This window comes from Achromobacter sp. FW305-C-13, assembly GCF_058783475.1.
The window spans coordinates 220395-241537 of the sequence record NZ_JBYSYN010000001.1; the positions used below are offsets into that span (position 1 = coordinate 220395).

General features: G+C 65.6%; 21 protein-coding genes. 14 read left to right on the plus strand and 7 right to left on the minus strand.

Annotated elements, in window-relative coordinates:
- Positions 1–52 precede the first annotated feature (52 nt).
- The 3 genes from AC3WMU_RS01040 (at position 53) to AC3WMU_RS01050 (ending at position 4067) form a co-directional block, all read left to right on the plus strand.
- A complete protein-coding gene (locus tag AC3WMU_RS01040; RefSeq protein ID WP_492281660.1) occupies positions 53–553 on the plus strand; it encodes a sigma-70 family RNA polymerase sigma factor in 501 nt (166 codons plus the stop codon).
- Complete coding sequence (locus tag AC3WMU_RS01045; protein ID WP_006225646.1) at positions 550–1515, plus strand: FecR domain-containing protein; 966 nt, start codon at positions 550–552, stop codon at positions 1513–1515. Before AC3WMU_RS01040 ends, AC3WMU_RS01045 begins: the two co-directional genes overlap by 4 nt.
- Before the next feature lie 107 nt (positions 1516–1622).
- Positions 1623–4067: a TonB-dependent siderophore receptor gene (locus tag AC3WMU_RS01050; protein WP_454677402.1), complete on the plus strand. Its 2445-nt coding sequence runs from the start codon at positions 1623–1625 to the stop codon at positions 4065–4067.
- Between the two features lie 3 nt (positions 4068–4070).
- Here AC3WMU_RS01050 and AC3WMU_RS01055 read toward each other — a convergent pair whose 3' ends face one another.
- Positions 4071–5027, minus strand: coding sequence for an aldo/keto reductase (locus tag AC3WMU_RS01055; protein ID WP_492281661.1), 957 nt, complete (start codon positions 5025–5027; stop codon positions 4071–4073).
- 283 nt (positions 5028–5310) lie between these two features.
- On the opposite strand from AC3WMU_RS01055, the gene AC3WMU_RS01060 reads away from it, so the two are divergent.
- The 3 genes from AC3WMU_RS01060 (at position 5311) to AC3WMU_RS01070 (ending at position 8466) form a co-directional block, all read left to right on the plus strand.
- Positions 5311–6282, plus strand: coding sequence for an ABC transporter substrate-binding protein (locus AC3WMU_RS01060; protein WP_006225649.1), 972 nt, complete (start codon positions 5311–5313; stop codon positions 6280–6282).
- 391 nt (positions 6283–6673) lie between these two features.
- Positions 6674–7561, plus strand: a complete 888-nt coding sequence (locus AC3WMU_RS01065; RefSeq protein ID WP_006225650.1) for an ABC transporter permease — start codon at positions 6674–6676, stop codon at positions 7559–7561.
- Between the two features lie 110 nt (positions 7562–7671).
- Positions 7672–8466: an ABC transporter ATP-binding protein gene (locus AC3WMU_RS01070; protein WP_006225651.1), complete on the plus strand. Its 795-nt coding sequence runs from the start codon at positions 7672–7674 to the stop codon at positions 8464–8466.
- Positions 8467–8551: 85 nt separating this feature from the next.
- Here the strand turns inward: AC3WMU_RS01070 and AC3WMU_RS01075 are convergent, their stop codons facing one another.
- From AC3WMU_RS01075 to AC3WMU_RS01090, 4 genes are all read right to left on the minus strand, one after another.
- Positions 8552–9232 (minus strand): aspartate/glutamate racemase family protein, encoded by a 681-nt coding sequence (locus tag AC3WMU_RS01075; protein WP_006225652.1) that lies wholly within the window; start codon positions 9230–9232, stop codon positions 8552–8554.
- Positions 9233–9261: 29 nt separating this feature from the next.
- Positions 9262–10509, minus strand: coding sequence for an NAD(P)/FAD-dependent oxidoreductase (locus AC3WMU_RS01080; RefSeq protein WP_006225653.1), 1248 nt, complete (start codon positions 10507–10509; stop codon positions 9262–9264).
- An 82-nt stretch (positions 10510–10591) separates the two neighbouring features.
- Entirely contained in the window at positions 10592–12235 is a 1644-nt protein-coding gene (locus AC3WMU_RS01085; protein WP_492281662.1) for an NAD(P)-binding protein, read from the minus strand.
- On the minus strand, positions 12235–13746 hold the full coding sequence (locus tag AC3WMU_RS01090; RefSeq protein ID WP_006225655.1) for a polyamine aminopropyltransferase: 1512 nt from the start codon (positions 13744–13746) through the stop codon (positions 12235–12237). Before AC3WMU_RS01090 ends, AC3WMU_RS01085 begins: the two co-directional genes overlap by 1 nt.
- Before the next feature lie 89 nt (positions 13747–13835).
- Between AC3WMU_RS01090 and AC3WMU_RS01095 the strand changes: the two genes are divergently transcribed.
- The 3 genes from AC3WMU_RS01095 to AC3WMU_RS01105 are packed head-to-tail and all read left to right on the plus strand — an operon-like array spanning position 13836 to position 16771.
- Positions 13836–14222, plus strand: coding sequence for a DUF350 domain-containing protein (locus AC3WMU_RS01095; protein WP_006225656.1), 387 nt, complete (start codon positions 13836–13838; stop codon positions 14220–14222).
- A 41-nt stretch (positions 14223–14263) separates the two neighbouring features.
- A complete protein-coding gene (locus AC3WMU_RS01100; protein WP_006225657.1) occupies positions 14264–15295 on the plus strand; it encodes an SPFH domain-containing protein in 1032 nt (343 codons plus the stop codon).
- Between the two features lie 6 nt (positions 15296–15301).
- Complete coding sequence (locus AC3WMU_RS01105) at positions 15302–16771, plus strand: DUF4178 domain-containing protein (RefSeq protein ID WP_424624888.1); 1470 nt, start codon at positions 15302–15304, stop codon at positions 16769–16771.
- 27 nt (positions 16772–16798) lie between these two features.
- Here the strand turns inward: AC3WMU_RS01105 and AC3WMU_RS01110 are convergent, their stop codons facing one another.
- Complete coding sequence (locus AC3WMU_RS01110) at positions 16799–16957, minus strand: hypothetical protein (RefSeq protein ID WP_492281663.1); 159 nt, start codon at positions 16955–16957, stop codon at positions 16799–16801.
- Between AC3WMU_RS01110 and speD the strand changes: the two genes are divergently transcribed.
- From speD to AC3WMU_RS01130, 4 genes are all read left to right on the plus strand, one after another.
- Positions 16946–17296: an adenosylmethionine decarboxylase gene (speD, locus tag AC3WMU_RS01115; protein WP_492281664.1), complete on the plus strand. Its 351-nt coding sequence runs from the start codon at positions 16946–16948 to the stop codon at positions 17294–17296. The two genes, AC3WMU_RS01110 and speD, sit on opposite strands and share 12 nt — an antisense overlap.
- Before the next feature lie 116 nt (positions 17297–17412).
- Entirely contained in the window at positions 17413–18165 is a 753-nt protein-coding gene (gene modA, locus AC3WMU_RS01120) for a molybdate ABC transporter substrate-binding protein (protein WP_492281665.1), read from the plus strand.
- Positions 18166–18188: 23 nt separating this feature from the next.
- The gene (gene modB, locus AC3WMU_RS01125) at positions 18189–18875 is read left to right on the plus strand and encodes a molybdate ABC transporter permease subunit (protein WP_006225661.1); all 687 of its coding nucleotides are present in this window, start codon (positions 18189–18191) and stop codon (positions 18873–18875) included.
- The gene (locus tag AC3WMU_RS01130) at positions 18872–19558 is read left to right on the plus strand and encodes an ATP-binding cassette domain-containing protein (RefSeq protein WP_006225662.1); all 687 of its coding nucleotides are present in this window, start codon (positions 18872–18874) and stop codon (positions 19556–19558) included. Before modB ends, AC3WMU_RS01130 begins: the two co-directional genes overlap by 4 nt.
- Before the next feature lie 15 nt (positions 19559–19573).
- On the opposite strand, the gene AC3WMU_RS01135 is transcribed toward AC3WMU_RS01130, so the two are convergent.
- On the minus strand, positions 19574–20368 hold the full coding sequence (locus AC3WMU_RS01135) for a TOBE domain-containing protein (RefSeq protein WP_035213483.1): 795 nt from the start codon (positions 20366–20368) through the stop codon (positions 19574–19576).
- Positions 20369–20533: 165 nt separating this feature from the next.
- Here AC3WMU_RS01135 and AC3WMU_RS01140 point away from each other — a divergent pair, with 165 nt between their 5' ends.
- Complete coding sequence (locus tag AC3WMU_RS01140; RefSeq protein WP_006225664.1) at positions 20534–21139, plus strand: DUF4136 domain-containing protein; 606 nt, start codon at positions 20534–20536, stop codon at positions 21137–21139.
- The last annotated feature ends 4 nt before the right edge of the window (positions 21140–21143 follow it).

Genomic DNA, 21143 nt, shown 5'->3' on the forward strand with positions numbered 1-21143 from the left:
CTATTGATAATCGTTATCATTGGTAAATCTGCTTTCCGGTCCGTCGAATGCCATGAGTCAAAGCGGTTCCCCAACCCCCGTCGAGGGGCTCTACATTCAGCACCAGTCATGGTTGCGCGACTGGCTGCGCCGCAAGACGGGGTGCCCGTTCGACGCGGCCGACCTGACCCACGACACCTACCTGAAAGTGCTGGTGCGGGATGACGACACGCGCACCTTGCGCGAGCCGCGTGCCTATCTGACGACCATCGCGCACGGCCTGATGGTCAATCTGTTCCGCCGCCGCGACATCGAACGCGCGTATCTGGACAGCCTGGCGCTGGTCGAAGACGCGTTCGCGCCATCGCCCGAGCGCCGCGCCCTGGCACTGGAAGCGCTGATCGAAATCGACCGCCTGCTCGACGGACTGCCGGCCAAGGTGCGCAAGGCGTTCCTGCTGGCACAGCTGGAAGGCCTGCGCCATGGCGAGATCGCCGAGCGCATGCAGGTGTCGGTCAGTTCGGTGCGCCAATACCTGGCGCGCGCCATGCAGCACTGCCTGGCGGCCTGGTGAGCCGGCGCGCCACGGCTCGGGCCGAACTGCCGCAATCGGTCATCCGCGAAGCCAGTATCTGGTTCGTCCGCCTGGGCGCCGATGAGGCGACCCCGGAGGACGGCGCAGCCTGTCGCCGCTGGATCGACGCCAGCCCGCTGCATCGGCTGGCGTGGGACCGCGTGGAGATGCTCGGGCGCCAGTTCGGCCAGGTCGAACCACAGGCCGGGCTGGCAGTGCTGGACCGTGTTCCGTCGCGCGGCCGACGCCAGGCCTTGAAGGCCTTGTCGCTGGCGCTGGGCGTGGGCGGGGCGGCGGCGGCCGGCCTGCCGTGGCGGACCTGGACATCGGACTTTGGCACGGTTGTGGGCGAACGCCGCGTCACCACGTTGTCCGACGGCAGTGTGCTTACCCTGAATACCGACAGCGCGGCCGACGTGCGCTTTGACGCCGCGCAGCGATTGATCGTCCTGCGCAAGGGGGAGTTGCATATCGCGTCCCATGCGGACCCTGCGGTTCCGGGCCGCCCGCTCGCGGTCGCCACGCCGCTGGGGCGGATCACCGCGCTCGGCACCCGCTACGTGGTGCGTCTGCTGGAGGGCGAGGCCTGGGTTGCCGTGACGGAAGGCGCGGTCCGGATCGAACCCGCGGCGGGCGGCGAGGGCGCCGCGCGGGTCGTGGAGGCGGGCGCCGGCACCTATTTCAATGCAAGCACCGTTCAGGCCGCAAGGCCCGCGCCGCACGCCGACGCCTGGGTCCAGGGTGCGCTGTTTGCCGACGCGATGCGGCTGGATGCGTTCGTCGATGAACTCAGCCGCTATCGCAAGGGCCGGTTGGTGTGCGATCCGGCGGTGGCGGGCCTGCGCATTTCAGGATCGTTCCCATTGGGCGACACCGACCGCGTCCTGGCCGCGGTGGAGCGCGCGCTGCCGGTGCGCGCCGACCGATACACGCGCTACTGGGTCGTGCTCCGGCCAAAATGAGGAAGGGCGCCCCGGCGGCAAAAAAAACCTGAACCACGCTGTCACTTTTGCATTCTCGATTGGCATACGGGTGAAGCAACACATCACTTCGCCTGGAACCCAACGAAATGTCTCTGCCCTTTTTCCCTTCCCATTCCGCCGCGCCGGCGGGTCTGCGTGTCAAGGCGTTTGCCGCGTTGGTGCTGGCCGCGATGGCCGGCGCCGCGGTGTCGCCCGCGCCCGCCCAGGCCCAGTCCGCGGGCGCCGTGGCCGCGGCCCGCCACAGCGTGAACGTGCCTGCGGGCTCGCTGGGGGCGGCCCTGTCCAGCTTTGCCCAGCAAACGCAGGTGCTGCTGTCGTTCGACCCCGCGCTGGCCGTGGGCATGGAGACGGCCGGCCTGCAGGGCGGGTACGGCGTGGACCAGGGCTTTGCCGCATTGCTGGCGGGCACTGGACTTGAAGCCGTGCGCCGGGCGGACGGCGATTACCTCTTGCAGCGCGTGGATGGCCAGCAGGCGACCCAGCTGGCGCCGGTGGTCGTGTTGGGGGCGGGCGCCACGACCGAAGGCACCGGGCTGTACACCGCCGACTGGATGCGTTCGGCCAACGGCTTGGTGCTGTCGCAGCGCGAGACGCCGCAATCGACCAGCGTGCTGACCCGCCAGCAGATGGACGACCGGTCCATCACGTCGGTACGCGACGTCATGGAAAACGCCACCGGCATGAACGTGCAGCAGGCGGAGTCCGAGCGGCTGAGCTACTACTCGCGCGGCTTTTCCATGGACACGTTCCAGTTCGACGGCGTGGTCAAGCCGCTGAACGGCATCTACCAATTCGGCGACGGCAACCTGGATCCCGTCATCTATGACCATGTGGAGATCATCCGCGGCGCGACCGGCCTGATGAGCGGCACCGGCAACCCCGGCGGTTCGGTGAATTTCATCCGCAAGCGGCCCACGCGCGAATTCCAGGGCGACTTCAAGCTGTCGGCCGGCACCGAAGACACCTACCGCGGCGAAGTGGACCTGTCCACGCCGTTCAATGAATCCGGCTCGGTGCGCGGGCGCATCGTCGGCGCCAAGGAACGGCGCGGCGACACCATGGACCTCTACAAGAAAAAGCGCGATGTGCTCTACGGCATCATCGAGGCGGACGTGGCCGAGGCCACCACCATCAGCGTGGGCGGTTCGGTGCAGCGCACGCGTCCCAGCGGCATCAGCTGGGGCGGCTTGCCGGCCCTGGACGCCAATGGCAAGCCGATCGACTGGCCGAAGGGGCAGGCCATGGGCGCCAAATGGTCGCGCTGGGACACCGATTCGCACGAGTACTTCGCGCAGATCGACCACGGATTCGCCAACGGCTGGAACGCCCGCCTGTCGTACACCCGCCTGGAAAACAAGTTCGACGCGCCGCTGCTGTTCACGTCCGACGTGCCGGTGACCATCGACGGCTTCTCGACGCCGCCGCTGCTGCGCAAGTTCGTCGGCGGCAGTGACCAGGACGTGGTCGGCGGCTCGATGGACGGTGACTTCGACGCTTTCGGCCGCCGCCATCAGTTCAACATGGGCTTTTCGCATTCGGTCATCAAGGCGTGGAACCAAAGCTGGGACACCTCGGACCAGGCGACCTACCCCATTCCCGACGTGAAGAACTGGACGGGCGACTGGCCCGCGCCGAACTGGGACATCCTGGCGCTGTCGCAGACTAACCGCAACGAGCAGACGGGCGTCTACGGCACGCTGCGCCTGGGCCTGACTGACCGCCTGCACCTGTTGACCGGCGCGCGCTGGACCCGTTGGGAATCGACGGAAACCAGCTGGGGCGTGACGGGCTATTCCCACACGTACTCCGAGGTCACGCCGTATGTGGGCGTGACTTATGACCTGAACGACACCTATACCGCCTACGCCAGCTACACCAACATCTTCCAGCCGCAGATGGTGAAGACGCAGACGTGGGAGATGGCGGGGCCGGCATATGGCCACAACTACGAAGCGGGTCTGAAGGCGTCGTATCTGGACGGCCGCCTGAACGCGTCCGTGGCGGTGTTCCAGACCGATCAGAAGGATGTCGCCGAGTACGGCGGCTACGACTATGCGCACGACGACGGCTGGTACTACATCCTGGACGGAACCCGCACACGCGGGTTCGAGGCCGAGGTGGCCGGCGAAGTGATGCCGGGCTGGAACGTCTTCCTGGGCTACACGTACCGCCAGTCCAAGGACAACACCGGCAAGAAGGTGCAGACCACCCAGCCCGAGCAGCTGCTGAAACTGAGCACGGCATACCGCTTGCCGGGCGCGTGGAACAAGCTGACGGTGGGCGGCGGCGTGCGGTGGCAGAGCCAGACCAGTGCGCAGACCTATTACGGCCTGCAATCCGGCTCGATCGTGCAGAAGCCCTATGCGCTGTTCGATCTGATGGCGCAGTACAACTTCTCGGACAAGACGCAGCTGCAACTGAACGTGCGCAACCTGGCCGACAAGAAGTACTACCGCTCCATGGGCTTCTACAACTCGGTCTTCTATGGCGAAGGCCGCGCCGCGCTGGTCACGCTGACCCAGCGCTTCTGACGCCTAGCGCCACTCGCTGGCCTGGCTGAGCTTGGTCAACTGGTCATGCGTCAGCGTCAGGCTGGCGGCCTTGACCAGTTCGTCCAGCTGGGCGATCGAGGTGGCGCTGACGATGGGCGAGGTGATGCCGGGCTGCGCGATCTGCCAGGCCAGCGCGGCCTGCGCAGGCGTGCAGCCGGCGTCCTCGGAAACCTCGTCCAGCGCCTTCAGGATGCGCAGGCCCCGGTCGTTCAGGTACGTGTCGACAATCTTCTGGCCGCGCGCGCTTTTGCCCACGTCGGCCGCGCTGCGGTACTTGCCGCTGAGAAAGCCGCTGGCCAGCGCGTAGTAGTTGATCGTGCCCATCTGCTGGGTCTTCACCAGGCTCTGCAAGCCAGATTCGAAGGGCTCGCGGCTGTACAGGTTGTATTCCGGCTGGATGCTTTCATAGCGCGGCAGGTCGTGCCGTTCCGCCGTGATCAGCGCTTCGGACAAGCGCACGGCCGTGTAGTTCGACGCGCCGATGGCACGCACCTTGCCGGATTCGAGGTGCTTGGCGTATTCCGCCAGCGTGTCGGTCAGCGGCGTATCGGGATCGTCCTTGTGGGACTGGTACAGGTCCACATGGTCCGTCTGCAGGCGGGCCAGCGACGCTTCCAGCGAACGGCGGATGTAGGCGGGCGCCAGGCCGCGGGCGTCGGGCCCCATCTCCATGCCGACTTTGGTGGCGATCAGCACGCGGTCGCGCTTGCCGGAACGCTTGAGCCATTTGCCAATCAGCGTTTCGGATTCGCCGCCCTGGTTGCCCGGGACCCAGCGCGAATAGACGTCGGCGGTGTCGATGAAATTCAGGCCCGCGTCGACCAGGGCGTCCAGCAGCGAGTACGTGCCAGCTTCGTCGACGGTCCAGCCGAAGACGTTGCCGCCGAAGGTGAGTGGGGGGATTTGCAGGCCGGAACGGCCTAGAGCGCGTTTGATCATGGTAGGGCCTTTGGATGCGGCGGCAGGCTGCCGGGAAAGGGTGGCCCGCCGCCGGTTTAGTATATTGGCGCCGCGTGCCCCGGTGTGGGGCATGCGGTGAGCGGCATGCACCATTTCAGGGATTCCCCCCAAGTTATTTTGCTTGGCGGCAAGTTAGACTATACGGCTTTATGGCTAGCCAAACAGGCGGGAAGCCGCCGATGCAGCCATAACGACGAAACCCCCCACGAAACCCCCACGACAACCCCCAACGAACAACGATCAAGGGTTCAAGGAGCTTAGTATGCTGATCGGAAAAAAACATTTTCTGACGGTTGGCGCCATGGCGCTGGCGATGGCTATCGCCGCGCCTGTGGCCGCGCAGCAGAAGTCGGTGGCAATCACCGCCATCGTCGAGCACCCGGCGCTGGACGCCGTGCGTGACGGCGTGCAAGACGCGCTCAAGCAAGCCGGCTATGAAGCGGGCAAGAACCTGAAGTGGCAATATCAAAGCGCGCAGGGCAACAACGGCACCGCCGCGCAGATCGCCCGCAAGTTCGTGGGCGACAAGCCCGACGCCATCGTTGCGATCGCCACCCCGTCGGCCCAAGCCGTCGTGGCCGCCACGAAGGACGTGCCGGTGGTGTATTCCGCCGTGACCGATCCCGTTGCCGCCCAGCTGGTTGCCAGCATGGACGCCTCGGGCACCAACGTAACCGGCGTGTCGGACCTGCTGGCTCTGGACAAGCAGGTTGACCTGATCAAGAAGATCGTCCCCAACGCCAAGCGCGTGGGCATGGTCTACAACCCGGGCGAAGCCAATTCGGTCGTGGTCGTGAAGAAGCTCCAGGAAATCCTGCCCAAGTACGGCATGAGCCTGGTCGAAGCCGCCGCCCCGCGTTCGGTCGACGTGGCTTCCGCCGCGCGCAGCCTGATCGGCAAGGTCGACGTCATCTACACCAACACCGACAACAACGTCGTGTCGGCCTACGAATCGCTGGTGAAGGTCGGCAACGACGCCAAGATCCCGCTGATCGCCTCGGACACCGACAGCGTCAAGCGTGGCGGCATCGCCGCCCTGGGCATCAACTACCGCGACCTGGGCGTGCAGACGGGCAAGGTGGTCGTGCGCATCCTGAAGGGCGAAAAGCCCGGCGCGATCCCGTCGGAAACGATCTCCAAGCTTGAGCTGTATGTGAATCCGGGCGCGGCCGCCAAGCAAGGCGTGACCTTGTCGGATGCCATCATCAAGTCGGCCGCGGTGGTCGTGAAATAAAGCGGTTCCGCGCGGACCCCGCCACGCCTATCCGGCGTGCGCGGGGTTTTTGTTAGGTTTTTTTGGTGTCTTGCCTTACCCCCAGGTCTTCAGGGCGGCAGCGTTCACAAGATGCTCGCGGCCCGGCGCAGTCTGCTGGTCTTGAATTGCCAGGTGCCCCGCCAACGCGGCGCGTGCCGCACCGGGCGTTTTTGCTCCCTGAACGGTCTTCTACGACTCCGCTTGCGGCATTGCCGACACGCGTGGAGACGCTTTGGCAGGAAACAAGCGAAAATGGCGGCCCGGGAAACGTTTATTGCGAAAGCTGGGGTAAAACTGACCCCCAAACGCAAGAAATCCGACGTTTCAAGTCTTTAATATGCACCTTCCTTACCCTGATTGGATTTGACCCATGTCATTGTTCTCGTTGTTAGGCGCGTTGGAGATCGGGCTGATCTTCAGCCTGGTGGCCTTGGGCGTGTTTATCTCCTTTCGCCTGCTGCGCTTCCCCGACCTGACCGTTGACGGCAGCTTCCCGCTGGGCGGCGCCGTCTGTGCCACGCTGATCGCGTCGGGCACCGATCCGTTTTCGGCCACCATCATCGCCACCTTCGCCGGCGCGGCCGCTGGGCTGGTCACGGGCTGGTTGAACGTGAAGCTCAAGATCATGGATCTGCTGGCCAGCATCCTGATGATGATCGCGCTGTACTCGATCAACCTGCGCATCATGGGCAAGCCCAACGTGCCGCTGATCACCGAACCCACTGTCTTCACGATCCTGCAGCCGGGCTGGATTTCGGACTACGTCGCCCGCCCGCTGATCCTGATCGTGATCGTGATCCTGGCCAAGCTGGCGCTGGACTGGTTCTTCGCCACGCAGACCGGGCTGGCCGTGCGCGCCACCGGCTCCAACGGCCGCATGGCCCGCGCGCAGGGCGTCAACACCGGTCGCATGATCCTGGGCGGCATGGCGTTGTCGAACGCGCTGGTCGCCCTGGCCGGCGCGCTGTTCGCACAGACGCAAGGCGGTTCGGACATCTCGATGGGCATCGGCACCATCGTGATCGGCCTGGCCGCGGTGATCGTCGGCGAAAGCATCCTGCCGTCGCGAAAACTGGTGCTGGCGACGCTTGCCGTCATCATTGGCGCCATCGTCTACCGCTTCTTCATCGCCCTGGCGTTGAACAGCGATTTCATCGGCCTGAAAGCACAAGACCTGAACCTCGTCACGGCGGTGCTGGTCACAGTCGCCCTGGTCATCCCGATGCTCAAGCGCCGCTTGGTCGGCAAGAAGGGATGAGCCCACCCCCGAAGCGCCTGCGGCGCTTCCCCCTCAAGGGGGCGCCGCTGGCGGACCGGCAAAGCCGGCTCCGCGGCGCAGGTGCTGCGACTGCACAATGGAGTACTTAAATGTTGTCCGCTAAAGATCTCAAGATTACTTTCAACGCCGGCACGCCCATCGAGACCCGCGCTCTGCGCGGCATGTCGCTGGAAATCCCGTCGGGCCAGTTCGTGACTGTCATCGGCTCCAACGGCGCCGGCAAGTCCACGTTCCTGAACGCCGTGTCGGGCGACCTGCCGGTCGATTCGGGCCGCATCGACATCAATGGCGTGGACGTCACGCGCCAGCCCGTCTGGGCGCGCGCCGGCCGCGTGGCCCGCGTGTTCCAGGATCCGATGGCCGGCACGTGCGAAGACCTGACCATCGAAGAAAACATGGCGCTGGCGCAAATGCGCGGCGCACGGCGCGGTTATGGCCGGGCCGTCAAGGCATCGATGAAGGACGGTTTCCGCGAACGCCTGTCCACCCTGGGCCTGGGGTTGGAAAACCGCCTTACCGACCGCATCGGTCTCTTGTCGGGCGGCCAGCGCCAGGCGGTCAGCCTGCTGATGGCGGCCTTGCAGCCGTCGCGCATCCTGCTGCTGGACGAGCACACCGCGGCGCTCGACCCGCGCACGGCGGACTTCGTGCTGCAGTTGACGGCCCGCATCGTCGCAGAGAACCAGCTGACCACCATGATGGTTACCCACAGCATGCGCCAGGCGCTGGACGTGGGCGACCGCACGGTCATGCTGCATCAAGGCCAGGTTGTGCTGGACGTGTCCGGCGACGAGCGCCGCGGCATGGACGTGCCGGACCTGCTGGCGATGTTCGAACGCGTGCGTGGCGAGAAGCTGTCGGACGACGCGCTGTTGCTCGGCTGATTCCGTCCGGTTCAAGCAAAAGCGCGCGGCCCGCAAAGGCCGCGCGCTTTTTTTTTGTCGCAGGACAGGGGGCGTGTCGCAGCGCCTAGGGCAGCTCGCGCCAGCGCGCCAGAAGCAAGGTTTCGATGTCATGCACGGGCAGGCCGGTGGCGCGGGCAACGGCATCGCGGTAGGGCGGCATGTTGGTGCACTCCAGCACGATGTTGCGCAGGCCGGAATCGCGCGCCGCGAGGCGCCGGGCGGCATCCACCACATTGCGTTCGACTTCGGCCAGATCCATCTCGGGGGCGTTAGCCAGGATGCGCGCGTGCATCTCGCAGCCGGGCGCGATGCCCTCGACGACTGCGTCGGCGGGAACGTCCACGGCGTCCAGAAGGGGGCGCGACAGCGACTGCGCATCGAAGGTCACGATGCCGACACGGTCCAGGCCCCGGCATTGCAGCAGGCTGGAGGTGACGACGGGCACCGGAACGGCCGCCTGCAGCACCGTCTGGTACCTGGCCAGAAACCCGCAGCTGGTTGAGATCAGCCGGGCGCCCTGCGCGGCCAGCGCCACGGCCGCGTCCACGAAGGGCTGCAGGAAGGACGGGTCAGCGTCTTGCACGATCTTGCGCGGCGAGGCGCCTTGCACGGTGACGAAGCGCACCGGGATGCCGGCGCGCGAGTAGGTCTCGCGGTTGCCGACGTCGCCCGGGGGCCGCGGAAAGCGGGTGTCCAGCATCAGCACGCCCAGGAATCCGGCGGGGACATGGCGTTGCGGGCTCAACGGCTTCTCCTCGAAAGAGTTAACAGGTCTTAGATGAAGCGGCCGGGACGGAACGCGTGATGGCGCGCTCGGCTGGTGGCGTCAAACATCAGTTCGCCCAGTATTTTCGCCGTTCCTGGCGCCGTGCTGAATCCGATGTGCTGGTGGCCCAAGGCCAGCCACAGGCCGGGATGGCGCGGGGCCTCGCCAATCATCGGGCGGCTGTCGGGCAGCGTGGGCCGCCGGCCCAGCCAGGCAGCCGGATCCAGCCGTTCGCCCAGCGGGAATGCCTCGCGCGCGCGCGCTTCGGACAATTCCAGTTGCACCGGCCTGGCCGGCGCTTCGCAGTCGTCCAGCTCGACCCCCGTCGTCAGGCGCAGGCCGCGCGCCATGGGCGACAGCACATAGCCGCCGCCGGTGTCGTAGACCGGGCGGGATACGCGCGCGCCGTTCAGGCCGCTGTAGTGCATGTGATAACCGCGTTCGAATGCCATGGGCAGATCGATACCCGTGGTCTTCAGCAGGCTTTTGGACCAGGGCCCCAGCGCCACGACCAGTTGATCCGCGCGCAGCGTTTCAGATCCCCGCGCGCCGTGCACGGTCCAGCTCTGGCCGTCGTGGCGGATGCCGCTGGCTGCCAAACGCCTGAACGTGCCGCCCGAGCGGCGGAAGAGGTCGGCGTAGGCCGCGACCACTTCATGCGGATCGTCTACCGAATACGAACCCTGGATCCACAACGCCCGATGAAAGATGGGCGCCAGCGCGGGTTCCAGGTCGGCCAGTTCGGCCGGGGCCAGCGTCTGGGTCGGAACCTGGAATTGCGCGTAGGCTTGGCGGGACAGCTCACCTCCATGCCAGGCCTGTTCCGAGCGATAGAGGAAAATCCAGCCGGTGTCGCGCAGGCGATGCCGGGCGCCGCTGGCGTCCAGCAACCGCAGGTGTTCCGGAGCCGACAATCGGATCAGTTCGTCCAGCGCCGCCGCGGTTTCCTGAAAGACCGCCGGTCGGGCGTTCAACAGAAACCGGGCTGCCCAACCCAGGTTCTTCGCCAGGTAGCTGCGGCGGTAGCGGAACTGGACGGTGTCGTTCTTGAGCAATCGGGGCAGTTGGCGCCACAAGCCGGGATGGTTGAACGGCATCAGCGAACTGCGCGCCAGCACGCCGGCGTTGCCCAGGGACGTTTCCATGCCAGGCTCCTGCCGGTCGACCAGGGTGACGGTGAGGCCTCGGCGCTGCAATTCCAGCGCGCAACAGACACCCACAATGCCCGCGCCCAGGACAATGACGTGCTTTCCCATGTGTCGTTCTTTTAAGCGTCAAGGACGGCGATTGTATTGCAGCCCCTGCACGGTGTTGAAGCACAATTGTGCCAGGTGTCCGTCAGGCCGATGGGACCTTTTGACCCAGGATACGGCCGGCCGCCACGACGCCCCACCACGAGGCCTCTTCGAAGACGGAATAGCCGGACAAGTCCGCATGCGCGAACAGGATCGGCCCGTCGACGTTCCGCAGCGCGGCCAGTCCCGGGTTGGACAGATAGCCGCATAGCGGAGAGGCCATCGCGTGGCCCCGCACGGTGATGTCAAGCCGGCGCGCGTTGCGCCAGAACTCGCGGCCATAAGCGGCGACCAGATCGGCGGCGGCTTCGTCGCGCAATGCTTGCGGGCTGGCCGTGGCCAGCCATTGCCGCGCGGCATTCGGCGTCTGCCCGCTTAGCGCGTGATAGGCGGTGAATACCGTGCGCGGCGACCGGGTCACGCGCAGCAGTTGGTGCGTGGACACGACGTACCCCAGCGCGCGGCCTTGATAGACCACGTTGTCCCACGACAGCGGTTCGCCGGGCGCTTCCAACGGGTAGCCTTCCAGCACGAAGTTGGACACCAGCCACGGCGCATGCGACGAGGCATGCACGGCAGGGTCATAGCCGTAAGCGCGGATGTCCGGCAACAGGCGCTGGGCCACGAATAGCGGCATGGCGCAGACCGTGCGGCCCGATTGCACGGTGTAGGCCCCGGGCGTGGGGCCGTCCGTCACGCAGGTCGTGAGCGGGCCGGCGGGCGTTTCCGTCACCCGGACCGCGGTGCCCGCAAGCAGCCAACGGGTGTGCCCCAGCTTGTGGTTGATCGCGTCCCGCATGCGGTCCGTCAGCGCGGCCAGGCCGCCGGGCCAGGTCAGCACCGCGCCTTCGCCGGCGTTGGCGGCGTGGCCGTCGCGGCTGGCGAAGTAGTGCAGGCCGGCCCAGGCCGATACCACGTCGTACTGCGCGCCGTAGTCATCGCGGCAGCAGTAATTCAGATACCAGTGCAGGGCGGGCGAGGTATAGCCTTCGCGCTCCAGCCACTGCTTGAACGTCATCGCATCCAGCGCGCGCCACGCGGGGTCCTGCGACGACAGCACGATGGGAATGCTGAATACCTTGCGGCCGTCGCTTCCGACTTGCGTGTGCAACTGGTCGATCAGCGCCAGGAACCGACGGTGCTGCGCCACGTCGGCCTCGGGCAGCCCGGTCATGGGCAGCAGCCCGTCTTCCCAATGCCCGTTGCGCAGCAGGCGCTCCTGCGGCGAATGCACCAGGATGGATTCGTCGTAGTACGGGCGCAGTTCGCCCGCGCCGCGTTCGATGATGCCGAAGTCGGCCAACATCTCGCGCACGTGGGTCGACGCCATGGACGGTAGCGGCAGATAGTGCGCGCCCAGCGGGTAGTCCAGTTCGCCTTGGCGGCCGGCCGCCGCGTTGCCGGCGAATTCCGGGCCTTGGACCACGACGAAATCGGTGTAGCCCTCCCGCGCCAGTTTCCAGGCGCAGGACAGGCCGGCCACGCCGGCGCCCAGGATGGCGACGCCGTGCCGGTAGCTGGCGGACGGCACGGGCAGCGTTGCGCCGTCGCGCAAGGCGTGGCCGGCCCGCATGCCGGGGTAATGGACATCCGGGGTGGTCTCGACGATACGCGACCGGTAATAGCCGGCCGTGCCCGCCACCGCCGCCGTGGCGGTGGCGCCCAGCAGGAAGCTGCGGCGTCTCATCAGCGGATGACCTTGCGCCAGTCCTCGTCGAAATAACGCACGAGCGACTGCTCATTCAAGCGATTGGGCGGCATCGCCAGGGCAGGCATGTCGGCCGGGAAATGGAAGAGCTCGCGCGTGGTCGCAGGATCCAGGTAGCGCGTGGGCACGGTGATCTTGTCGGGGGGCGTGTAGTCGCGCCGCTTGCTGGCCAGGATGAAGCCCCAGTCGCCGAAGGACGGCACATAGGTGTGGTACGGCCATGTGTTCAGGCCGGCTTCCTTCAAGGTGGCGTCCACGCTCCAGAAAGAGCGCGGCGCGAAGTAGGGCGACGTGGACTGGATCACCATGTAGCCGTTTTCGGCCAGGTGGCGCGCCATCAGGTGATAGACCGGCACCGAGTACAAGCGGCCAAGGCCGAAGTTCGACGGATCCGGGAAGTCCACCACGATGAAGTCGTAGACCTCGGCGTGGGTTTCCAGCCAGCGGCCGGCGTCGTCATTGATGACGGTGACGCGCGGGTCCTTCAACGACCCCTGGTTCAGCTTAACCAGTGGTTCCGAGCGCGAGAACAGCCCGGTCATGGCGGGGTCCAGGTCCACCAGCGTCACGTGCTCGATGTTCTTGTACTTGAGGATTTCGCGCACCGCCAGGCCATCGCCGCCGCCCAGCACCAGCACATTGCGCGCCCAGGGCAGGGTCTGCAGGCCCGGATGCACCAGCGATTCGTGATAGCGGTGTTCGTCGCGCGACGAGAACTGCAGGTTGTTGTTGATGTACAGGCGCAGGTCGTCGTGCCAACGGGTCACGACCAGGCGCTGATAGGGCGTGGTTTCCGCGTGCACCACGTCGTCGCCGTACAGGCCTTTTTCGGCCCAGGCGGTCATGGCGCTGGAATAGATGAAGCCCAGCGCCAGGAAACCGATCACCACGCAGGCGCGGATGGCCTTTTCGCCAGGGCGGCGGATTTCGGTGCGAAACAGCCAGGTGGTCCACAGCGCTACGCTGGCGTTCATGATGCCGAAGAGAAAGCTGGTGCGCAGCAGGCCCAGCTTGGGCGCCAGCAGCAACGGGAAGATCAGGGACACGGCCAGCGCGCCCAGGTAGTCGAACGTCAGCACGCGGCTGACGATTTCGCGGAATTCGGCCTTGCGCTGGTTGAAGACGCGCATCACCAGCGGGATTTCCATGCCCACCATCAGGCCGATGACGAACACCCCCACGTACAAGGCGGCGCGGAAGGGGGCGGACAGCCAGGCGAAAACCAGGAACAGGACGGCGGCGGAAACCCCTCCCAATAATGCGACCAGCAGTTCGACGTCGATAAACCGATTCAAAACGTCTTCGTCTTTTACATATTTTGACAACCATGAGCCGATGCCCATGGCGAACAAATAGCAGCCGATGACGGAAGAGAACTGAAGTATCGAATCGCCCAGTAAATAGCTGGCCAGCGCGCTGCTGATGAGCTCATAGCCCAAACCGCAGGAAGCAACGATCAATACCGATAGGATGAGAACGCGGTCGCGCATGAGGTGTCCGACACGAAAAATGCGTTCGCAGTATATCGAACGCCGCGTATATACTGCGCGCAATTGGGAGGGTGGCAATGGGAGAAGCGATGCATCCGGCGGTGACCTATCTGATCTATATCGTCTCGGCGCTCGTCATGCTGGGCATTTTCACGGCGGTCTACACCGCCGTGACGCGCTACAAGGAATTCGAGCTGATCCGCGAAGGCAATATCGCCGCGGTGCTGTCCTATGGCGGCGCGCTCGTCGGTTTCAGCTTCACCCTGTGCTCCAGCATTGCCGTGCACGCCAGCTTCGTCATGTTCCTGGTGTGGGGCGTTGCCGCCATGGTGGTGCAGATCGTCGTGTACGTCGTGGTCGCGCAGACCATCCGCGGGATGAACGAAGCCATCGAACAAAACAATATCGCCATGGGCGGCCTGATCGGCGCGATCTCGCTGTCCGCCGGCGTCGTCAACGCCGCCTGCCTGACTTAAGGCAGGCGCGCCGCATCCGATCTGACACGGGAGGACAATCCATGAGTCTCGGTTCATTTATCCGCAAGCAGTTCATTGACATCCTGCAATGGAACGAGGATCGCGATGGCGTGCTCGCCTGGCGCCATCCGATGCAGGATTTTGAAATCCAGTACGGCGCCAGCCTGACCGTGCGCGAATCGCAGATGGCGGTGTTCGTCAACGAAGGCAAGGTGGCCGATGTGTTCGGCCCCGGCATGTACAAGCTGACCACGCAGACGCTGCCGGTCCTGACGTACCTGAAGAACTGGGACAAGCTGTTCGAGTCGCCCTTCAAGTCGGACGTGATCTTCTTCAGCACGCGCCTGCAGCTGGGCCGCCGCTGGGGTACGGCGCAGCCGGTGACGCTGCGCGACAGCGAATTCGGCATGGTGCGGCTGCGCGCCTTTGGCGTGTATTCCTATCAGATCACCGACCCCGCCAAGTTCTATCGCGAAATCAGCGGCACGCGCGACGAATACACCGTCGACGACCTGGAAGCGCAGTTGCGCAACATGGTGGTCGCGGCGATGACGACGGCGCTGGGCGGCTCCAAGGTGCCGTTCCTGGACATCGCCGGCAACCAGGGCCTGATGTCGCAAAGCATCAGCGAACAACTGGCGCCGGTGTTCGACCGTTACGGCGTCAAGCTGGACAACTTCACGGTTGAAAACGTGTCGTTGCCCGAAGAGCTGCAAAAGGCGCTGGATACGCGGATTTCGATGGGCATGGCGGGCGATCTGGGCAAATTCACCCAGTACCAGACGGCCACGTCGATCCCATTGGCGGCGCAGAACGAAGGCGGCATCGCCGGCATCGGTGCGGGCCTGGCGGCCGGTGCCGCGCTGGGCCAGACCATGGCGGCCGGCCTGGGCGTAGGCCAGGGCCAGCCGGCCCAGCAAGCGCAGCCTGCCCAGCAGGCCGCGCCGGCTGCCGCGGCTGTCGACCCGGTCGCGCGGCTGCAGCAGCTCAAGGACTTGCTGGACAAGGGGTTGATCACCGCCGCCGACTACGACACGGCCAAGGCGGAAGTGCTGAAGAAACTCACCAGCTAAGGCCCCATGCAGCAGGTTCTGTGTCCGCAGTGCGGCGCCCCGGTCAAGTTCACGTCCACGGCTTCGGTCATGGCGGTCTGCGGCGCTTGCCGCAGCACCTTGTTGAAGGATGCCGATTCGGTCAGGCGCATCGGCGAAATGGCCGACGTGCTGGAAGACTATTCGCCCCTGTGCCTGGGGGCGACCGGCAAGTCCGACAGCAAGCGCTTCGACGTGGTCGGCCGCATCCAGCTGCGGTTTGACGAAGGCTACTGGAACGAGTGGTATGTCTGGTTCGAAGACGGGACCGACGGCTGGCTGTCGGACGCCTCGGGCCAGTACGCCCTGACGCGCCGCCGCAAGGTCAAGTCCACGCAGGGCATGCCGGCCTTTGCCGACATCGCGCCCGGCGACGAGCTGAAGCTGGACGGCCAGCGCTTCATTGCGGCCGATGTGCGGGCCTGCAAGGCGGGCGGGGCGCAGGGCGAACTGCCGTTCGTGCCCGGCGACGGCTGGGAAGCCAAGGTGGCGGATTTCCGCAGCCTGGACGCCTTTCTGACGCTGGATTTTTCCGACGGCCCCGAGCCAGAGCTCTACATTGGCCGCGCGTTCGACCTGTCCGCCATGCAGGCGGGGTCTTTGCGCACCAACGAGCAGGTCGAGGAAACGGCCGGCCGGTTCCGCGGCCAGATCAAGGCGCTGGAGTGCCCGAATTGCGGCGGCCCCATCAGCTTCGTGGCCGCCATGGCCACCCAGGTGGTCTGCCCGTCCTGCGCGGCGACGGTGGATTGCTCGGGCCCCACGGCGGAAGTCATCGAGAAGGCGAACAAGGTCAAGTCGATCAAGACCACGCTGTCGCTCGGCGCGGTGGCCAAGATCGACGGCGCCAGCTTTACGCTGATCGGCCTGATGAAATGCGCCGACCCGGATCCCGAAGAGCCCTCGGACTGGATCGAATACCTGCTGTTCAATCCGCAGAAGGGCTTTATCTGGCTGGTGGAAACGGACGAAGGCTGGGAGCGCGTGCAGGTGTGCGACACCTGGCCCAGCTACAACAACGCGACCAGCGTGCGTTGGCGTTCCAAGCTGTACCAGAAGCTGTACGACTACACCTCTCGCGTGGAAGTGCCGCTGGGCGCGTTCAACTGGCGCGTCAAGGCGGGCGACACGACCAAGATCACCGACTACAAGGCCGGCACGCTGAAACTGACGCGCGAACTGGGTGAGGCCGAACTCGGCTGGTCGGCCGCGGCGCCTGTTGCCCCTGCGCAATTGGCCGAATGGTTCGGCAACGCCGAACTGGCCAAGCAGAAGTCCCTGCCGCTGGGCGGCAAGCCGGGCGGTTACGGCAAATGGGCGTGGTTCGCCACGATCGGGATGCTGTTCCTGAACATGGGCAATATCTTCAATGGCCGCTTTGTCCCGATCCTGATCGGGTTGGCGTTCCTGTGGTTCCCCGCCAAGCTGGCGGACAAGCTTTCCGGAAAGGACGAATAGGACGATGGGCAAGTTCCTGTATGCCATCTATGCCCTGGTCGTGGTGATGGCCGCCACCGGCGCCAGCTCTCCCGGCGTCCGCATGGTGGGCGGAAGCGGCGGCAGCAGCAGTAGCAGCAGCTGGGGCAGCAGCTCGTCCGGCAGTTCGGGCTGGTCCTCTGGCGGATCCCACAAGTGACGGTGCATGCCACGCCTGGCCGCCACGTGCTGGCGGACTTCAGCGGCGTCGCGGCCGATCTCCTGACCGATGCCGCCGCGCTCGAGGCGCAGATGATTGCCGCCGCGCAGGCCGCCGGCGCCCAGGTCCTGAGCGCCCACTTCCATCATTTCGGCGAAGGCGCCGGCGTGACCGGCGTGGTCATGCTAAGCGAATCGCACATCAGCATCCATTCCTGGCCGGAACACCGTTACGCGGCCCTGGACATCTTCATGTGCGGGGCGGCAGAGCCGGAACGGGCACTGGCCTGCCTGCAAGCCGCGCTGGCGCCCGAGTCGGTGCGCGTCACGACGGTCGCCCGCGGCTGAACCCGGCTTTTCCACGGGTTTGATCTGGCTCAATTTGCGCTTTGGCTGCAAATTGACTAGCGTTATATACCTATATATATTTCGTTACCGATATCGCGATTTCCGAGGAGAAGAATATGTCTTGCAAACGCCCCTTGCTGGCGCTGGCGTTGTCCGCCTTCTGGGGCGCGAGCGCCCATGCCGGCGACCTGGTCGTGTCCGCCGCCGCCAGCCTGACCAACGCATTCAAGGAAGTGGCGCAAGGCTACGAGAAAGCAAACCCCGGCACCAAGGTCGTCCTGAACTTCGGCGCATCCGATGTACTGCTGCAGCAGATCGTGAAGGGCGCGCCCGCTGACGTATTCGCGTCCGCTGACCAGAAGGCGATGGACAAGGCCATCGAGGAAAAGGCCGTCAAGCCCGCCTCCCGCGTGGACTTCGCCGCCAACCAGATCGTGCTGATCGTCCCGACGGACAGCAAGGCCAACATCACGGCCCTGAAAGACCTGACGCGCGACGACGTCAAGCGCATCGCCTACGGCAACCCGGCGTCGGTGCCGGTCGGCCGCTACACGCAAGGCGCGCTGGAAGCCGCCGGACTGTGGAGCGCCGTGCAGGCAAAGAGCGTGCTGGCCCAGAACGTGCGCCAAAGCCTGGACTACGTGTCGCGCGGCGAAGTGGATGCCGGCTTCGTGTTCGCCACCGACGCCGCCATCATGCCGGACAAGGTCAAGGTCGCCGTGCGCGTGCCGTCGCAAACGCCCGTCACCTATCCCATCGCCGTGACGACGCGTGAAGCCGCCGCCAAGGAAGCCGCAAGCTTCGTGGCCTATGTGCTGTCGCCCGCCGGCCAGGAAATCCTGTCGCGCTACGGCTTCCAGAAGCCCTGAGCCTTGTTCAATAGCAGGAACTGATGACTGATCCGGTTTGGGTGCCCCTGCTGCTTTCGCTGAAAGTGGCAGGCTGGGCAACGCTGTTGGCCACGGTGGCCGGCACCGCCGCGGCGTTTGGCTTGTCGCGCTGGCGCTGGCCGGGCCGCGATCTGCTGGACGCCATTCTGACCTTGCCGCTGGTGCTGCCCCCGACCGTGCTGGGCTATTACCTGCTGGTCTTGCTGGGCCGGCGCGGCGTCATCGGCGAAACGCTGGCGGGGTGGGGCATCGAATTGGTGTTCACCTGGCAAGGCGCCGTGATCGCGGCGTCCGTGGTGGCCTTTCCGCTGGTGTTCAAGTCGGCGCGAGCCGCTTTCGAAAACGTGGACAGCCAACTGGAGAACGCGGCGCGCGTGCTGGGCGTCGGCGAGGCCGGGGTGTTCTTCCGCGTGACCTTGCCTTTGGCTGCCCGCGGCATCGCGGCTGGCGTGCTGCTGGCATTCGCCCGTGCGCTGGGCGAATTTGGCGCAACCCTGATGATCGCCGGTAACCTGCCGGGCCGGACCCAGACCTTGTCGGTCGCCATCTATGAAGCCGTGCAGGCCGGCGACGACCGCACCGCGAACCTGCTGGTGCTGGTCACGTCGGTGACCTGCGTCGTCGTCCTGCTGGTGGCGGGCAAGCTGGTGCCCATCGGCGCCGGTCAGCGCAACGGAGGCGGGCGATGAGCGTCAGCATCCAGGTCAATAAACGCATGGTGTCAGGCGACCGGCATTTCGAACTGGATGTCGCATTCACGTCGTCGTCCAAGCGCATCGCCTTGTTCGGGCCGTCCGGCGCGGGCAAGAGCCTGACGTTGCGCGCCGTGGCAGGCCTGCTGCGGCCGGATGCCGGGCGCATCGACATCAACGGCCGGGTGCTGTTCGATGCGCAGGCGGGCATCTGCCTGCCTTCGCAATCCCGCCGCGTGGCGTACCTGTTTCAGGACTATGCGTTGTTCCCGCATCTGACGGTGGCGCAAAACATCGCGTTCGGCTTGCGCCGCGGCTGGCTAAACCCGCCCAAGCGCGAAGTCGGGCCAGAAGCCCGGCGTTGGGTCGACGCATTCGAGCTGGGCTCCATCGTGGGCAGCTATCCGAACGAAATCTCGGGCGGGCAGAAGCAGCGCGTGGCCCTGGCTCGCGCGCTGACGCTGCAGCCCGACATCCTGCTGCTGGACGAGCCGTTTTCCGCGCTGGATTCGCAGTTGCGCGGCAAGATGCGCCAGGAACTGAACGTTCTGCAGCGGCAGCTGGACGTGCCGATGCTGTTGATCACCCACGATCCGGCGGACGTCGACGCCTTGGCCGACGAAGTGTTTGAAGTCCGCGACGGCAAGGTGCGCCGCCGCGACGAAGACCTGGGCGTTTGACGCCGAGGCTGCGCGTCAGTCCAGCACGCCCAGGATCACGCTTGAAGCCTTGAAAATGGCCACGGCCGGCGCGCCCACGGCCAGTCCCAGGTCGGTAGCGCTTTCATTGGTGACGATGGCTACGAGCGTCGTGCCGCCCTCCATGCCGATCAGGATTTCGCTGTTGACCGCGCCCGGACGCACGGCGCTGATCTTGCCCTGCAACTGGTTGCGGGCCGACAGCCGCAGGCCGGGGCCGGGCGCGCCGACGATGACGTTGGACGCCTTCACCAGCGCGATTGCTTCCTTGCCGGGCGCCAGGCCCAGTTCCATCGTGCTTTCGCGGGTGATGGTGGCCGCGATGGTGTGGCCGCCGGCGATGCGCAGCAGGATCTCGTCGTTGACGGCGCCGGTGCGGACTTCGATGACGGTGCCCAGGAATTTATTGCGTGCACTGGTTTTCAGCATGAAACGCCTCATCAGGTCGATGTCGCCGCTGGCATCCAGGCCAGCGCGCGTCAGATTGTCCATGAACTTCCGGTGTTCGGACTCCAGCGCCCGGAACGTCGCGATCAGGCGGCGTGCGCGATCGGTCAGTTGCGTACCGCCGCCGCCTTTGCCGCCGGCCGCTCGCACGACGAGGGGCTCGCCCGCCAGGTTGTTCATGGCGTCGATGGCGTCCCAGGCTCCCTTGTAGCTCATGCCCACGGCGCGCGCGGCAGCCGTGATGGAGCCCGTGGCGTCAATCTGCGCCAACAGGTCTATGCGGTTCTTTCCGCCCCAGGTCTGGGCGCCGGAACGAAACCAGATCGAGCCGTCTAGTTCCAACATGGTCAAGTGTGTATCGGGTCAGGAGTCATTCCGGAGTGTAATGGACGCACGTGCGCTGGCGGGGCGACTGCGGGCGGCGAATTTCAGGATGCGAATGAGATTCTGTTGAAACTTTACGGGGTTCGCGGCACTATGTTCAGGCCCTGGGCTCTCGGAGAGAACGACATGAAAGCGTTTAAAGCGTTGAAATGGGTGGCAGCGGGTTCCATGACGGCATTGCTTGCCGCGTGCGCATCGGGCCCGACGGTGAAAGGCGATTACGACCATCAGGCCGATTTCGCGCAGTACCGCACGTTCGGCTACATGACGCCGCTGGGTACGGACAAGGCGGGCTACAGCAGCCTGTTGACCGAAAGGCTCAAGGACGCAACTCGCGGCCAGATGGAAATGCGCGGCTATGCCTATAGCGCGACCAATCCCGATCTGCTCGTCAACTTCAGCGCCAAGCTCCAGCAAAAGACGCAGGTCACTCCGGCACCGCCGCCCATGGGACCGTACTACGGCTACCGGTCAGGGTTCTACGGCGGCTGGCCTGGTTACGGCTGGGGCGACGACGTCTACCAGTACACTGAAGGCACCCTCAACATCGACCTCGTCGATACGCGCCGCAAGCAGCTGGTGTGGGAAGGCGTCGCCGTGGGCGAAGTCCAGAATCCCGAAACCGCCGGCTCGCCGCAAAGCGTGGACAAGGCCGTTGCCGAGATCTTCGCCAAATATCCGTTCCGCGCGGGTGTCGCCGCGCCGCAGGTGCCGGATAAAAGCAAACGTTAGCCAG

Coding starts and splice junctions, on each gene's coding strand:
- AC3WMU_RS01040 (WP_492281660.1), top strand. CDS start 53: ATGAGTCAAAGCGGTTCCCCAACCCCCGTCGAGGGGCTCTACATTCAG.
- AC3WMU_RS01050 (WP_454677402.1), top strand. CDS start 1,623: ATGTCTCTGCCCTTTTTCCCTTCCCATTCCGCCGCGCCGGCGGGTCTG.
- AC3WMU_RS01055 (WP_492281661.1), bottom strand. CDS start 5,027: ATGATCAAACGCGCTCTAGGCCGTTCCGGCCTGCAAATCCCCCCACTC.
- AC3WMU_RS01060 (WP_006225649.1), top strand. CDS start 5,311: ATGCTGATCGGAAAAAAACATTTTCTGACGGTTGGCGCCATGGCGCTG.
- AC3WMU_RS01065 (WP_006225650.1), top strand. CDS start 6,674: ATGTCATTGTTCTCGTTGTTAGGCGCGTTGGAGATCGGGCTGATCTTC.
- AC3WMU_RS01070 (WP_006225651.1), top strand. CDS start 7,672: ATGTTGTCCGCTAAAGATCTCAAGATTACTTTCAACGCCGGCACGCCC.
- AC3WMU_RS01080 (WP_006225653.1), bottom strand. CDS start 10,509: ATGGGAAAGCACGTCATTGTCCTGGGCGCGGGCATTGTGGGTGTCTGT.
- AC3WMU_RS01085 (WP_492281662.1), bottom strand. CDS start 12,235: ATGAGACGCCGCAGCTTCCTGCTGGGCGCCACCGCCACGGCGGCGGTG.
- AC3WMU_RS01090 (WP_006225655.1), bottom strand. CDS start 13,746: ATGCGCGACCGCGTTCTCATCCTATCGGTATTGATCGTTGCTTCCTGC.
- AC3WMU_RS01095 (WP_006225656.1), top strand. CDS start 13,836: ATGCATCCGGCGGTGACCTATCTGATCTATATCGTCTCGGCGCTCGTC.
- AC3WMU_RS01100 (WP_006225657.1), top strand. CDS start 14,264: ATGAGTCTCGGTTCATTTATCCGCAAGCAGTTCATTGACATCCTGCAA.
- AC3WMU_RS01105 (WP_424624888.1), top strand. CDS start 15,302: ATGCAGCAGGTTCTGTGTCCGCAGTGCGGCGCCCCGGTCAAGTTCACG.
- AC3WMU_RS01110 (WP_492281663.1), bottom strand. CDS start 16,957: ATGCACCGTCACTTGTGGGATCCGCCAGAGGACCAGCCCGAACTGCCG.
- modA (WP_492281665.1), top strand. CDS start 17,413: ATGTCTTGCAAACGCCCCTTGCTGGCGCTGGCGTTGTCCGCCTTCTGG.
- modB (WP_006225661.1), top strand. CDS start 18,189: ATGACTGATCCGGTTTGGGTGCCCCTGCTGCTTTCGCTGAAAGTGGCA.
- AC3WMU_RS01130 (WP_006225662.1), top strand. CDS start 18,872: ATGAGCGTCAGCATCCAGGTCAATAAACGCATGGTGTCAGGCGACCGG.
- AC3WMU_RS01135 (WP_035213483.1), bottom strand. CDS start 20,368: ATGTTGGAACTAGACGGCTCGATCTGGTTTCGTTCCGGCGCCCAGACC.
- AC3WMU_RS01140 (WP_006225664.1), top strand. CDS start 20,534: ATGAAAGCGTTTAAAGCGTTGAAATGGGTGGCAGCGGGTTCCATGACG.